General features: G+C 71.9%; 16 protein-coding genes. 10 read left to right on the forward strand and 6 right to left on the reverse strand.

Going from position 1 to position 12,768, the window contains the following annotated elements; all coding sequences use genetic code 11:
- Positions 1 to 44 precede the first annotated feature (44 nt).
- The 5 genes from B7C62_08695 (at position 45) to B7C62_08715 (ending at position 5,561) form a co-directional block, all read left to right on the forward strand.
- Entirely contained in the window at positions 45 to 911 is an 867-nt protein-coding gene (locus B7C62_08695; GenBank protein ID ARF72343.1) for a hypothetical protein, read from the forward strand.
- Positions 912 to 1,088: 177 nt separating this feature from the next.
- On the forward strand, positions 1,089 to 2,423 hold the full coding sequence (locus B7C62_08700; protein ID ARF72344.1) for a two-component sensor histidine kinase: 1,335 nt from the start codon (positions 1,089 to 1,091) through the stop codon (positions 2,421 to 2,423).
- Positions 2,420 to 3,109: a DNA-binding response regulator gene (locus tag B7C62_08705; GenBank protein ID ARF72345.1), complete on the forward strand. Its 690-nt coding sequence runs from the start codon at positions 2,420 to 2,422 to the stop codon at positions 3,107 to 3,109. Before B7C62_08700 ends, B7C62_08705 begins: the two co-directional genes overlap by 4 nt.
- Before the next feature lie 137 nt (positions 3,110 to 3,246).
- A complete protein-coding gene (locus B7C62_08710; protein ID ARF72346.1) occupies positions 3,247 to 4,311 on the forward strand; it encodes a hypothetical protein in 1,065 nt (354 codons plus the stop codon).
- Positions 4,312 to 4,349: 38 nt separating this feature from the next.
- Positions 4,350 to 5,561, forward strand: a complete 1,212-nt coding sequence (locus tag B7C62_08715) for a hypothetical protein (GenBank protein ARF72347.1) — start codon at positions 4,350 to 4,352, stop codon at positions 5,559 to 5,561.
- A gap of 32 nt (positions 5,562 to 5,593) precedes the next feature.
- On the opposite strand, the gene B7C62_08720 is transcribed toward B7C62_08715, so the two are convergent.
- The 3 genes from B7C62_08720 to B7C62_08730 all read right to left on the reverse strand — a co-directional run bounded on the left by B7C62_08720 (position 5,594) and on the right by B7C62_08730 (position 7,493).
- Positions 5,594 to 6,661, reverse strand: coding sequence for an aldo/keto reductase (locus B7C62_08720; protein ID ARF72348.1), 1,068 nt, complete (start codon positions 6,659 to 6,661; stop codon positions 5,594 to 5,596).
- A complete protein-coding gene (locus B7C62_08725) occupies positions 6,661 to 7,164 on the reverse strand; it encodes a MerR family transcriptional regulator (GenBank protein ARF77054.1) in 504 nt (167 codons plus the stop codon). Before B7C62_08725 ends, B7C62_08720 begins: the two co-directional genes overlap by 1 nt.
- Before the next feature lie 113 nt (positions 7,165 to 7,277).
- Positions 7,278 to 7,493 (reverse strand): hypothetical protein, encoded by a 216-nt coding sequence (locus B7C62_08730; protein ARF72349.1) that lies wholly within the window; start codon positions 7,491 to 7,493, stop codon positions 7,278 to 7,280.
- A gap of 167 nt (positions 7,494 to 7,660) precedes the next feature.
- Here B7C62_08730 and B7C62_08735 point away from each other — a divergent pair, with 167 nt between their 5' ends.
- Together B7C62_08735 and B7C62_08740 are read left to right on the forward strand one after the other, a co-directional pair.
- Positions 7,661 to 8,065, forward strand: a complete 405-nt coding sequence (locus tag B7C62_08735; GenBank protein ARF72350.1) for a hypothetical protein — start codon at positions 7,661 to 7,663, stop codon at positions 8,063 to 8,065.
- A gap of 130 nt (positions 8,066 to 8,195) precedes the next feature.
- The gene (locus B7C62_08740) at positions 8,196 to 9,011 is read left to right on the forward strand and encodes a serine hydrolase (GenBank protein ID ARF72351.1); all 816 of its coding nucleotides are present in this window, start codon (positions 8,196 to 8,198) and stop codon (positions 9,009 to 9,011) included.
- On the opposite strand, the gene B7C62_08745 is transcribed toward B7C62_08740, so the two are convergent.
- Positions 8,977 to 9,459: a hypothetical protein gene (locus B7C62_08745; protein ID ARF72352.1), complete on the reverse strand. Its 483-nt coding sequence runs from the start codon at positions 9,457 to 9,459 to the stop codon at positions 8,977 to 8,979. The two genes, B7C62_08740 and B7C62_08745, sit on opposite strands and share 35 nt — an antisense overlap.
- A gap of 82 nt (positions 9,460 to 9,541) precedes the next feature.
- Here B7C62_08745 and B7C62_08750 point away from each other — a divergent pair, with 82 nt between their 5' ends.
- Both B7C62_08750 and B7C62_08755 read left to right on the forward strand, forming a co-directional pair.
- On the forward strand, positions 9,542 to 10,366 hold the full coding sequence (locus B7C62_08750) for a transcriptional regulator (protein ID ARF72353.1): 825 nt from the start codon (positions 9,542 to 9,544) through the stop codon (positions 10,364 to 10,366).
- On the forward strand, positions 10,350 to 10,616 hold the full coding sequence (locus B7C62_08755) for a DUF397 domain-containing protein (GenBank protein ARF72354.1): 267 nt from the start codon (positions 10,350 to 10,352) through the stop codon (positions 10,614 to 10,616). Before B7C62_08750 ends, B7C62_08755 begins: the two co-directional genes overlap by 17 nt.
- An 82-nt stretch (positions 10,617 to 10,698) precedes the next feature.
- Here the strand turns inward: B7C62_08755 and B7C62_08760 are convergent, their stop codons facing one another.
- The gene (locus tag B7C62_08760) at positions 10,699 to 10,896 is read right to left on the reverse strand and encodes a hypothetical protein (protein ARF72355.1); all 198 of its coding nucleotides are present in this window, start codon (positions 10,894 to 10,896) and stop codon (positions 10,699 to 10,701) included.
- Positions 10,897 to 11,043: 147 nt separating this feature from the next.
- On the opposite strand from B7C62_08760, the gene B7C62_08765 reads away from it, so the two are divergent.
- Positions 11,044 to 12,456, forward strand: coding sequence for an MFS transporter (locus tag B7C62_08765; protein ARF72356.1), 1,413 nt, complete (start codon positions 11,044 to 11,046; stop codon positions 12,454 to 12,456).
- 27 nt (positions 12,457 to 12,483) lie between these two features.
- On the opposite strand, the gene B7C62_08770 is transcribed toward B7C62_08765, so the two are convergent.
- Complete coding sequence (locus B7C62_08770; protein ID ARF72357.1) at positions 12,484 to 12,672, reverse strand: hypothetical protein; 189 nt, start codon at positions 12,670 to 12,672, stop codon at positions 12,484 to 12,486.
- Positions 12,673 to 12,768 lie beyond the last annotated feature (96 nt).

Genomic DNA, 12,768 nt, shown 5'->3' on the forward strand with positions numbered 1-12,768 from the left:
GCCGAGGGGGGACGTGCGCGCCTCAGCCGCATACGATGAGGCACATGGGTGATGTGCTGGCCGGAATTCATACCACCTGGGAGTTCGACACCGACTCCGTGCTCATCCGCTTCGAACGGGGTATCCGCACGCCGAAGCTCCTGCAGAGCCTGCGGGAGCGCCGCATACCGCATGCTGCGCTGTCGTCGGTGACGCTGACCCCGGGCAAGCGGGACACGGTGGTGCTGCGTGCCGTGCCCAGACCGGGTGCCGACCCGCTCCTGGAGGCTGCCGCGGGGCAGCTCAAGGAGGGGTGCGACCCCTACCGCCTCGTGCTTCCGGCCGAGCGGGAGCTGCTCGCGGAGTACTACGCGGACGAGCTGCGGTCCTGTCTGGGCCCCGCGTCCGACGAGCCCGCCGACCGCTTCATGGTCACGGCCCCCGAGGCTCCGTTGCAGTTCAAGGCGTACGACGGGCGGGCCGCCTTCGACGGGGAGCGGGTCTCGTTCCGGTGGTTCTGGACGGGGGCCTCCAGCGCCAAGTGGAAGGCCGGTGACCAGACGTACCGGGTGGGCGAGCTGGCCGGAATCGAGTGGCGCTCCCCCGAGGCCCTGGACGGCTACCTCCGTCTGGTGCCCCGCGCGGCCGAGGCCGGGCACGTGGCGGCGGACCAGGACCCGGCGGCCGTCGTGTTCGGCCTGGGCTACGGGCCGGTGCACGAGTCGCTGCCCTTCGCCGCCGCCGTACTGGAATCCGTCCGCCGGAGCCAGAACGCGCCGGTGGTTCCGGCGCCGGTCCTGGTGAACGCCGGGCGGCGCGATCCGGCGGACATCGCCGAGCGGATACATCACCTCGGGGAGCTGCACCAGGCGGGGCTGGTCACGGACGACGAGTACAGCGCGAAGAAGGCGGAGCTGCTCGCGGAGCTGTAGACCCCGGCGAGGCAGGTGGGGCAGGCGCGACAGACGGGGCAGGCGGGGCAGGCGGGGCAGGCGAGGTACGGGGCAACGGCGACCCCACCCCGTACTCCGGTATGAGGTGGGCCGGACGCGGTTCACGTCCCCGGTATGACGCCCCGGCGGGGCCCGCCCTTCTAGGCTGACCCGGTCATGTCCACTTCCCCCGCCGGGCCCCCGGCGCCCGCCGACGGCCTGCTGAGCGCCGCCCGCCGCAATCTGCGCGAGCTCGCCCACGCGCTGTCCCACGCCTCCCATCCGTCCACGCCGTTGCTGGCCCACGCCCCGAAACGGTGGCAGCGGCTCCTCCCGTACGTCGTGGTCCTCGCGCTGGCCTCGACCTTCATCCCGGTCACCATCACCAACCTGACCGAGGAGTACGGCGTCCCCGGCGCACTGGCGGGGGCGCTCGGCGTGGCCCAGGCGGCACCGCTGCTGATGCTGGCCCACCGGCCCCTCCAGGCGTGGTGGATCATCCTGCCCGCCGACATCCTGGGCGCGGTGGTGCTGCTGGCGCGGCCCGCCGAGCCGCACCATGTCTGGCCGTGGACCCCGCCGGTGATCGTCGCCTACCTCTTCCTGCTGCTGGCGCTCGGGCTGCGGGAGACCCGGCGGACGGTGATAGCCGTCTGGGCGGTGACGGGCGCCGCCGGAGCCGTCCTGCACCTGGTCGCACCGGACCGCAGCAGCGGCAGCGCCCTGCTCCTGACAATCCTGGGCGCGGTGGTGCTGGTGATCGGCGGGGCGGTACGGGAGCGGGGCGTGGCACAGCGTCGGCTCGCCGAGCAGGAGACGATCAGCGAGGCCGAGCGGGCCCAGCGCACGCTGCTGGAGGAGCGGACCCGGATCGCGCGCGAGCTGCACGACGTGGTGGCGCACCACATGTCGGTGATCACCGTGCAGGCCGACTCCGCCCCGTACCGGATCAGCGGACTGCCAAAGGCCGCCGAGGAGGAGTTCACGGCTATCGCGGCGGCGGCGCGGGAGTCGCTGGGCGAGATGCGGCGGCTGCTGTCGGTGCTGCGCAGCGAGGGGGCGGAGGGCGACCGGGCGCCGCAGCCGGGGCTGGACCGGCTCCAGCAGCTGGTGGAGGCGACGGTCCGGGCGGGGCTGCCGGTGGAGCTGTCGCTCGCCAGGGAGTTGGGCGAGGTGCCGCCGGCCGTGGATCTGTCGGCGTACCGGATCGTGCAGGAGGCGCTGGCCAATGTGGTGCGGCACGCGCCGGGGGCCCGCACCCGCATCCTCGTCGCGGCGGCCCAGGGCCATCTCATCGTGCTCGTCGTCAACGGGCCCGCCGCCGCGCCCGGTTCGCCGCTGGAGACGAGCGGGACCGGGCACGGGCTGGTCGGGATGCGGGAGCGCGTACGGTTGACCGGCGGCACGCTGGACACCGGTCCGCTGCCCGACGGCGGGTTCCGGGTCGCCGCCCGGATACCGCTGCCCCCGGCCGCCGAGCCGTCCGCCCATCTGCCTCCGGAGGCCCCATGACCATCCGCGTGATCATCGTCGACGACCAGGCCATGGTGCGGGCGGGGTTCGCGGCGCTGCTGGCGGCGCAGAGCGACATCGACGTGGTGGGCGAGGCGGCGGACGGCAAGCAGGGGGTGGAGGTCAGCCGCCATCAGCATCCGGATGTGGTCCTGATGGACGTGCGGATGCCGGAGATGGACGGACTGGCCGCCGCCCGCGAGCTGTTGAACCCTCCGATCGGGGTGGTGCACCGGCCGAAGGTGCTGATGCTGACCACGTTCGACGTGGACGACTATGTGTACGAGGCGCTCCGCGCCGGGGCCTCCGGGTTCCTGCTGAAGGACGCCCCGCCCGCCGATCTGATCGCGGCAGTACGGGTGGTGGCGGCGGGCGACGCGCTGCTGGCGCCCTCGGTGACGCGGCGGCTGATCGCGGACTTCGCGGCACAGCGCCCCTCGGGGGCGAAGCGCGGCGGCCAGGCACTGCGGCTGAACGGCCTGACCCCGCGTGAGACGGAGGTGCTGGAGCTGATCGCCCGGGGGCTGTCGAACCAGGAGATCGCGGGGCGGCTGGTGCTGGCCGAGCAGACCGTGAAGACGCACATCGGGCGGGTGCTGGCCAAGCTGGATCTGCGGGACCGGGCGCAGGCGGTGATCTTCGCGTACGAGTCGGGTCTGGTGACGCCGGGGGACGCGGGATCGTAGAGCTCCACGGCTTCCCCCACCCCCTACCCCAGTAGTACTTCGCAGTTGGCCCCCCGGTGTGACGCCCCCTCACCCACCTTGTTCCTACCTTCCTGATCGTCGCACCGGTCGGTGCGGCAGCGGAGAGGGAGGGCACGATGCTCCGATATGCGAGGGGCGTGGTCGCGGCGGCGCTGGCCACTGCCGTGGTGACAGGAACGGCAGGCTGGGTCACGGGGGACGCGCAGCCGGTGCTGGCCGGGCCGCCGCCGGGCAGTGCGTCCTGGCGGGCGGACCCGGTGCTGGGCGAGGAGCTGCCCGATCCGGCGCGGTCCACGCCCGCCGAAGTCGCCGCGTTCTTCTCCGGTCTGAGCGCCGCGGAGCGGCAACTCCTTCTCCTGCGCCACCCGTCCGTCGTCGGGAATCTCGACGGGGCGCCCGTGGAGCTCCGTTACCGCGCCAACGCGCTGGCCCTCGCTACCGAGGACGACCCGCGCTACCACTCGCTCGCCGCCCCCGGGCGCCAGATCCTCGCGTTCGACCCGCGCGGGCGCGGCCAGGTCGCGGAGGTCTTCGGGGACCTGCGCTCGGCCCGCCGGGTCTCCGTGGTGGTGCCCGGCTCGGACACCGACGCCGGGACCTTCGACCGGGAGGGCGATGTGTACGGGACACCGGCGGGCATGGCCAGATCCCTGCACGCGGAGGCCGGTCCGGGGACCGCCGTCATCGCCTGGGCCGGGTACACCACCCCCGTGGGCGTCGGGGTCGATGCCGCGACCGGGCGCCTCGCGGAGGCGGGCGCCGGGCGGCTGACCCGGTTCGCGGAGGGCCTGACCGCCGACGGGCTGCCCGAGCCGGCCGTCTTCTGCCACAGTTACGGCTCTGTCGTCTGCGGCCTCGCCGCCCCTCGCCTGCTCGCCACCGACCTGGTGGTCCTGGGCTCCCCCGGGATGCGGGCCGACGATGTGGACGCGCTGCGGACCCGGGCCCGGGTCTGGGCGGCGAAGGACCCGACCGACTGGATCGACGACGTGCCGAGCGTGCGGTTCGCGGGGCTCGGCCACGGCACGGACCCCACGGACCCGGCATTCGGGGCCCGCCGCGTCCCAGCGGACGACGCCCAGGGCCACACCGGCTACTTCGCCCCGGGCACGGACTCGCTCCGGGCCTTCGCGGCCATCGCCCGGGGGACGGCTGTGGACACGGAAGGGGCACTCCGATGACAGCCCGCACCAGCACACCGGCCCACGTATGCGCGCGCATGCGGCGCCTCGCCGACCGTGTCGATGCCGCCACCCCGGCCCACCGCGACCGCGCCATCGACGGGCTGCGCGCCCTGGCCCTGCTCGCCGTGCCTGCCGGTCACTGGATGCTCGGCGGCTTCCGGCTCGACGCGGACGGCCTGCACAACGCGAGCCCGCTCTCGGCGTTCGGCGCCCTCGCCCCGTTCAGCTGGGTGCTCCAGATGCTGGGGATCTTCTTCCTGGTCGGCGGGTACGCCTCCGTCCTCTCCTACCGCCGACGCCCCTCGACCACGGCCGCCTGGCTGCGCGGCCGACTGGTCCGGCTCGGCAGGCCCGTCCTCGGGGTGACCGCCGTGTGGGCGGTGCTGCTGGCGGCGCTCTCCTGGCTCGGCGTGCCCGGCGACACCCTGCGTACGGGGTCGACGCTGGTGATCCAGCCGCTGTGGTTCGTCGGGGTGTACACCGTGGTCACCGCGCTCACCCCGCTCTGCATCCGCCTCGCGGGAAAGCTCGGCGGGTGGGCGGCGCTGCCGTTGCTGGGGTCGGTCGCGGTGGTGGACTTCCTGCGGTACGGGCCGTTCGCCGATGCGGTGCCGTCCTGGCTGAGCGTGCTCAACATCCTGCCCGGTTGGCTCTTCGCCTATCAGCTCGGCGTGTCGTGGGGCGAGGGGCGGATAGGGAGGCGGGGCGCCCGGCTGCTGCTCGTCGGGGGCGCGGTGCTCTTCGCCGTACTGCTGCTGGCCTTCCACTACCCGGCGTCGATGGTCGGCGTGCCCGGCGAGGTGCGGACCAACTCCCACCCGCCGTCGCTGCTGGTGGTGGCCCTGGCGGCGGCCCAGAGCGGGGCGGCGATCCTGGTGCGGGACCGGCTGGGTCGGCTGCTGCGCAGGCCGGTGCTGTGGGCGCCGGTCGTCGTGGTCAACCTCTCCGCGATGACGATCCTGTGCTGGCACCAGAGCGCGATGCTGGCCGCCGCCGTACCGGCCTCGTTGCTGGGGGACGGTACGGCGACGGTGGCGGGGCTGACGACCGGCCCGGACACGGTGGGCTGGGTGCTGGCCCGGATCGTGTGGCTACCGGTGTTCGCGGGGCTGCTGGTGCTGATAGCCCGGTACGCACGCCGGTTCGACGCCCCCTGGAAGGCGGGCACCCGCGCGGCGAACGCCCGCCGCGCGGTGGCGGGGGTGCTGGCGGCGGGGTTCGCGGTGTTCGCGCTGGGGCTGGCGTGAGGGGGGCGGGGCGGCCGGTGGCCGAGTGCCCGCTATTCCCGGGCCGCCGAGGTGTTGCTCATGTCTGGGTAGCGGTCGCCCGCGACCCGGCTCGCGATCGGCTCCAGCAGGGTCAGGTCCTCCGGTGTCAGGGTCAGGTGGGTCGCCGCCACGTTTTCCTGGAGGCGGCTGCGCTTGCGGGTGCCGGGGATGGGGACCACCGTCAGGCCGTGCACCTCCGCGCGCTGGTGGACCCAGGCGAGGGCCACCTGTGCGGCCGTTGCCCCGTGAGCGGCGGCGATCTTGTGGACCGGTTCCAACAGGGCCGCGTTCGTGCGGGCGTTGTCTCCGGTGAAGCGGGGCTGGCGCTTGCGGAAGTCGCCCTCGGAGAGGTCCCTGCCCGCATCGGTGAAGGAGCCGGTGAGGAAGCCCCGGCCGAGCGGCGAGTACGGGACGAGCGTGACGCCCAGCTCCGCCGCCGCGCCGACCGCGCTCCGCTCGACGTCCCGGCTGAAGAGGGACCACTCCGACTGGAGGGCGGCGATCGGGTGCACGGCATGCGCCTCGCGGAGTTCGGGGCCGGTCACCTCGCTCAGCCCGAGCTGCTTGACCTTGCCCTGCTGGACCAGTTCCGCCATCGCGCCGACCGATTCGGCGAAGGGGACGGCCGGGTCGTGGCGGTGCATGTAGTAGAGGTCGATGACGTCGGTGTTCAGGCGGCGGAGGCTCGCCTCGACGGAGGTGCGGATGTAGGCGGGGTCGTTGCGCACCACCCGGTGGTGCGGGTCGTCGGTCCGCTCGATGGCGAACTTGGTGGCGAGGGTGATCTCGTCGCGGTGGGCTCCGACGAACGGGGCGAGGAACTCCTCGTTGGCCCCGCGCCCGTAGATGTCGGCGGTGTCGAAGAGCGTGACGCCCGCCTCCAGCGCCGCGTCGAGGGTGTCCCGGGCGGAGAGCTCGTCGGTGTCGCCGTAGAACTCGCTGATGCCCATGCAGCCGAAGCCCTGGACGCCGATTCGCGGTCCGCCGGGGCCGCCCAGCTCGACCGTGGCGATGGGGGCGGAGGAGGCGGGGGCGGGGGTGGCGGAAGCAGCGGTCGTGTTCGTGTCGTTGTCCGTCATCAGGCGCTGTGCCTTTCCGGCGCCCGGCGGGCGCCCGCGTAGAACTCGATCTTGTGGTCGAGGACGGCCAGGGTGTCGTGGAGCTCCGCGATCCGCGTGATCACATCGCGGCGGGTCGACTCCAGCAGTTCCTGCCGCTCCTCGAAGGTGGACTCGCCCGCGCGCAGCAGTTCCGCGTACCGCACCATGTCGGCGACGGGCATCCCGGTCAGCCGGAGCTTGCCGACAAAGGTGAGCCAGTCCAGGTCGCGGTTGGAGAAGCGGCGCTGGCCGGTGTGCGAGCGGTCGACGTGCGGCATCAGCCCGATCCGCTCGTACCAGCGCAGGGTGTGCGCGGTGAGCCCGGTGAAGGCGACGACCTCGCTGATGGTGTAGCTGTCCTGACCGGCCGGACGGGGGTGCGGTCTGGGCGGGGCCGTACAGGCGTTCAGCCCGGTGAAGAGCTGCGGGGGTGGAGTGGTGGTGGCGGGGGTGGTCCGGGACGTTCCGTCGATCACCGTCATGCGCTCCACGCTAAATCCTTGGAGTGCACTCGAAGCAAGCCGAATCGTCTTGGGCGTGGGCAGCCGACACCCCGGGCCCCGTACTCCGGGTCCCGGGTCCCGGGTCCCGGGTCTCAGGGCTGCCCGGTCTTCCCCCTCTGGACGAAGAAGTACGCGACGGCGCACATGGAGGCGATCATCACGAGCAGGGCCCATCCGCCGGAGTTCCCCGACACGATGAGGAACACCGACAGGACCACCCCCACGGCGACGAAGGCCCCCATGAACTGGAGGTACCTCTTCACGACCGCCCTCTGCTCCAGAGACCATCCAACACGCGGCATGTCCATCTCCCCTCCGTCTGCTCCGTCGAAGCGAAAAGAGAGTGCCCCCGGACTCCCGGTCGAACCACCGGTCGAGGCATCCGAGCCGCCCGAGCCGCCCGAGCCACTGGTGCCGCAGCGGCGGGCTCCGCTTGGATGACCGTATGACTGATGTGTCCCTCATGGTTGCTGACGTGCACCTCGCTGCCGCCATCTCGGCCTACTTCCTGCCGCATGCCCTGCTGGCGCTGGGTGTCTCCGCCGTGCTGGCCCTCGTCGCCCGGCGGATGTTCGTCCTGCGCCTCAGGGGCGTCCGGGTCAGCGGGGTCTGCGTCCGGCACACCTATGCCAGGGACGGTGTGGCCGAGGTTGCGAAGTTCCAGGCGGCGTCGGGCGAGACGTTCCGGTGTCTGGCCGCGCCGAAGGCCGCCGCTTCCGCGCGGGTGGGGGACCCGATGGAGGTGGTCTACGACCCGCGCAACCCGAAGAACGCCAAGGTTCTGCCGGTCAGTTACGGAGGGGCGTACGCGTTGTCGGTCATCTCGCTCATCGTCGCCGTCCCGGGAATCTGGTTGCTGATCCGGATCTTCGGTACGTAGCCTCGCCGCCCATCAGCACCGCACGCCGCGCCACCCCCGAAGACGCCGAGCCGCTGTACGCCTCGCTCGGCTTCGTCCGCACCCCGGACCCGGCGATGCGCCTCCGCCTCTGAACGTTAGGCTCGGGTCCATGGAGAGCCTGCGGATCATCGACACCTGGCCGGTCCCGACGGCGGCAGCCGCCGTCGTACGGGCGGACGGCACCGTCCTCGGCGCCCACGGGCCGACCGCCCACCGCTTCCCCCTCGCCTCGGTCACCAAGCCGCTCGCGGCCTACGCGGCGCTCGTGGCGTACGAGGAGGGGGCGATCGAGCTGGACGAGCCGGCCGGGCCCGAAGGGTCGACCGTACGCCACCTCCTCGCCCACACCAGCGGCCTCGCCTTCGACGAGCACCGGGTGACGGCCCCGCCCGGCAACCGCCGCCTCTACTCCAACGCGGGCTTCGAGGTGCTGGGCGACCACATCGCGAAGGCGTCCGGCATCCCGTTCGCGGAGTACCTGCGCCAGGCCGTCCTGGAGCCGCTGGCCATGACGGCGACCTCGCTGGACGGCTCCCCCGCCCGCGACGGCGTCTCCACCGTGGACGACCTGGTCCGCTTCGCCGCCGAGGTCCAGGCCCCCCGCCTGCTCGACCCCCGTACGGTCCTCGAAGCCCAGACGGTCGTCCACCCGGGCCTCAAGGGCGTCCTCCCCGGTTACGGCCACCAGAGCCCGAACGACTGGGGCCTCGGCTTCGAGATCCGCGACTCCAAGTCCCCGCACTGGACGGGCGCTTCCTCCTCCCCGGCGGCCTTCGGCCACTTCGGCCAGTCGGGCACCTTCCTGTGGATCGACCCGGCGGCCGGAGTCGCCTGCGTCGCCCTGACCGACCGCGCCTTCGGGCCGTGGGCAGCCGAGGCGTGGACCCCGTTCACGGACGCGGTCCTGGCTGAGGTCGCGGGCTGAACCTGGCACGGACGCCTGTGGACTTCTTCCGGTCCACGCACTCGAACCAGACGGTCTTGCCCTTGCCGTCCCACCGCTTCACCACCCCCCAGTCGTCGGTGACGGCGTTGACCAGAATCAGCCCTCGCCCGCCCTCGTCGAACTCGTCACCCCTGATCGCGAGCGGTACGACCGGGCTGTTGTCCGCCACCTCCACCCGTACACCGTCACCCGTCGGCAGCCGGAAGATGAAGGTCTGGCAGCGGCGGCCCGGCACATGCCGCACCACGTTGGCGATCAGTTCGGTGAGCGCGAGCTCGGCCGCCGGGGCGAGTTCGAGCAGGTCCCACGTGGTCAGGTAGAGCCGGATGATGCGGCGCAGATGCCCGGCCGAGTGCTCACCCATGGCGAGGTCGGCGTGGTACACGGGCTCCCCCGGATCAATTCGGGGGATGGATACACGATTCATGCCTCCAGCGTGCGAGCGGATAGCTACGCTCGGCTACACCGTGAAACGAACGCCGCAAGGCGTTGCACCGGAGGTCCGCGCTGTGCCCAACATCCAGACGCTCGACCCGAGCGCTTCCCCTCTCAGTTACTTCGGCGCGGAGCTACGGCGCGTGCGCGAGGCACAGGGCCTGAAACAGGCCGAGTTGGGCGAGAAGCTCTTCTGCTCGGGGTCGCTGATCGGCCAGATCGAGACGACGAAGAAGGTCCCCACCCGCGAGTTCGCCGAAGCCCTGGACAGAGCGCTCCGCACGGACGGGCTGTTCTCCCGGCTCATCGGCCTGGTTCTGCGAAGCCAACTGCCGAGCTGGTTTCGTCCGTACGCGGACATGGAGGAGAAGGCCGCGTTCATCTCCACCTTCCAGTCGCAGGTGGTTTACGGCCTGTTGCAGACGGAGGAGTACGCGCGGGCCGTTCTGGCCACCGGTATGCCGGACGATCTGGAGACCCTCGTGGCCGCTCGCATGGAGCGGCAGCTCATCCTGGAGCGGGAGCAGCCGCCGCTGGCCTGGGCAATTCTGGACGAGGCCGTCCTGCACCGGCCGATCGGCGGCCATAAGGTGATGCGAGCCCAACTGGGCAGGCTGTTGGAGTTCGCCACGAACCGCTGGATGCGTATCCAGGTGCTGCCCTTCGAGGCAGGTGAACACGCCAGCTTGGCTGGCTCGTTCAACCTCCTGCGCTTCGACAACGACCCGGACATCGTCTACACCGAGGACCTCATCTCCGGCCATATGACGGCCAACCCCGACACGATCAGGGAGGCTTCGCTCCGATACGCTCACCTCCAGGCCACCGCACTCTCCGTCGAGGAATCGGTGGCGCGGATCAGCCGCGTGATGAAGGAGCGTTATGGAGACCGGCCCTGACCTGAAGAGCGTGGAGTGGCGCAAGTCCAGCTACAGCGGCAACACCGGCGGCGACTGTGTCGAGTGCACCGTGACCGGTGGCGCCGCCTGGCAGAAGTCCTCGTACAGCGGCCCCACCGGCGGCGAGTGCGTCGAGATGGCCCCCGCTCCCTGCGGCTCCGTTCCCGTCCGGGACAGCAAGAACCCCACCGGCCCCGTCATCACCATCGGCGCCCCCGCCTGGCGGGTGTTCGTGGACGGGCTGCGCTGAGGAAACGAAGCCCCCTGAGCGACAGCGGCGGTACGGAGGTGAGTCACCCCGTGCCGCCGCTGCCTTCTTTTGCCGCTGCTTTTCAGGGACCGGCAGCCGTCCGCTTTCGGCGCCGCCTGACGAGTTCGGCGAGCAGGAATCCCGCGCACAGCGTTCCCAGCGCCCCTCCGGACACCCGGGTGTAAAGCGGATAACCCGAACTCGCCGCGCCCCAGATACCGGAGATACCCCACAGCACGATAAAAGCGGGCGTCTCGGTGAAATCCCGTTTCCTGGCCATGACCGCTCCCCGCCCCTTTGTCTTTCCCGCCGTCGCGTGCGCATCATAATTCGGTTGCCTGAGGTCGGAGCAGGCCGTAGCTTCTCCGCTGGCCCCGGATGGTCTGGACCAAGCCCGGGGTGTCGAGCTACCGCCACGGGGGCGCAGATGACAGCGAAGCAGGCCGTTCAACCACCGAAGGACACCGAGCCGGGGATCTTCTCCCGGCGGTACGCGGCGGCCTCGCTGACGTTCGCCGCGGTGATGTTCCTGACCGGGTTCGCCGCGCTGGCCGTGGTGCCCACCCTGCCGACGGCGGCCCAGGACCTGGACGGGGTGTCCCTGTTCCCCCTGGTGGCGGGCAGTTTTGTGGCTGCCAGTCTGCTCGGGGGCGTACTGGGCGGGCATTGGGCCGACCGTTCCGGGGCCCGGCGTCCGCTGGCGCTGGGGATGGTGCTCTCCGTGCTGACGCTGCTGGTGTCGGCGTCCAGTGTGTCCATCTGGCAGTTGGTGATCGGGCGCTTCGTGGACGGGCTGTCGGCCGGGATGGTCGCGGTGTCGGTGACGACCGCCATCGGCCAGTCGTATCCGGAGTCCCTGCGGCCCCGGATGCTCGCGATGCTGAGTACGTGCTGGATCATTCCGTCGCTGATCGGCCCGCCGATCGCCGGGGTGGTCGCCGAGGCGTGGTCCTGGCGGGCGGTGTTCTACGGGCTGGCCGCGCTCACCGCGCTGCCCGCGCTCGCTCTGGTGGCGGTGTTGCGCAGGGCTCCGGCGGGGGACGGGGACGGCGGCCCGGTGGTGCCCGATCTGCCGCCTGCGGAGGAACGCGCCTCCCGGCCGCCGCTGTTCGTCGCGGCGATGCTCAGCCTGGGGGCGGCGCTCGGTCAGTACGGCGTCTCCGGGTGGGACGTACGGCATCTGCTGTTCGTGGTCGCGGGGGTGGTGCTCCTGGTGGTGTTCGCGCCGCGTCTGCTGCCGAAGGGCACCTGGAGCAGTGCTCGCGGGCTGCCCACGGCGGTGCTGATGCGGGGGCTGACCTCGGGTACGTACTTCACCGTCGAGGCGCTGGTGCCGCTGATGCTGATCACGGAGCGGCGGGTGGCCGCCGTGACGGTCGGGGTGGCGTTCACCGCGTCCGCCGTGCTGTGGGCGGGGGCGTCATGGGTGCAGGGGAAGCTCCTCCAGCATGTCGCCCGGCACCGGCTCGTCGTGGTGGGGGCACTGGTCATGGCGGCGTCGGTCGTGTTCGCCGTGGTGGGCAGCTTCTCGGGGGTGTCCCCGCTGGTCGCCATGGTGGCCATGCCGCTGGCGGCGGTCGGGATGGGGCTGCTCGACCCCTGCGTGACGGTGCTCTCGCTCTCCCACAGCGCGCCGGACCGGCTGGGCCACACCACCAGCGCCATGCAGACGAACATGAACCTGGGGCAGGTCGTCGTCCTGGGGGTCGCCACCGCCGCGCTCAACGTCGGCCTGGCGGCCGGGGCCGGCCAGCTCGGCGGCTATGCGGTCACCTTCTCGATCCTGCTGGTGCCGCCCCTGCTGGTCGCCGTCCTGGCCGTCCGGGCGCGCAACGACTGAGGGGCCCGGACCCGGGCCCCTGCCGTCTTACCTCCATCCCCCGCTGTTACGCCGCTTCCGCCGCTCCTTGATCCTCGAACCGACGATCACGGCGACTATTCCGACGAGGAACGGGCCGACGGCCATGCCCGCCCAGCCGTCCCCAAGAAGGACGGACAGCCCTGCCGCCGCGAATATCGCGGCGACCATGATCAGTACATCGGACAGCTTCACCATAGGTTTCGTTCCCCCCTCGCGCGCCCGGGCAACCGGACCGCCACCTGTCGTGGCGGTCACCCGGGATATGAGGGCATTGTGCACCATCCCCATCTT

It is taken from the genome of Kitasatospora albolonga, from assembly GCA_002082585.1.
In the GTDB taxonomy this organism is placed as follows: domain Bacteria; phylum Actinomycetota; class Actinomycetes; order Streptomycetales; family Streptomycetaceae; genus Streptomyces; species Streptomyces stephensoniae.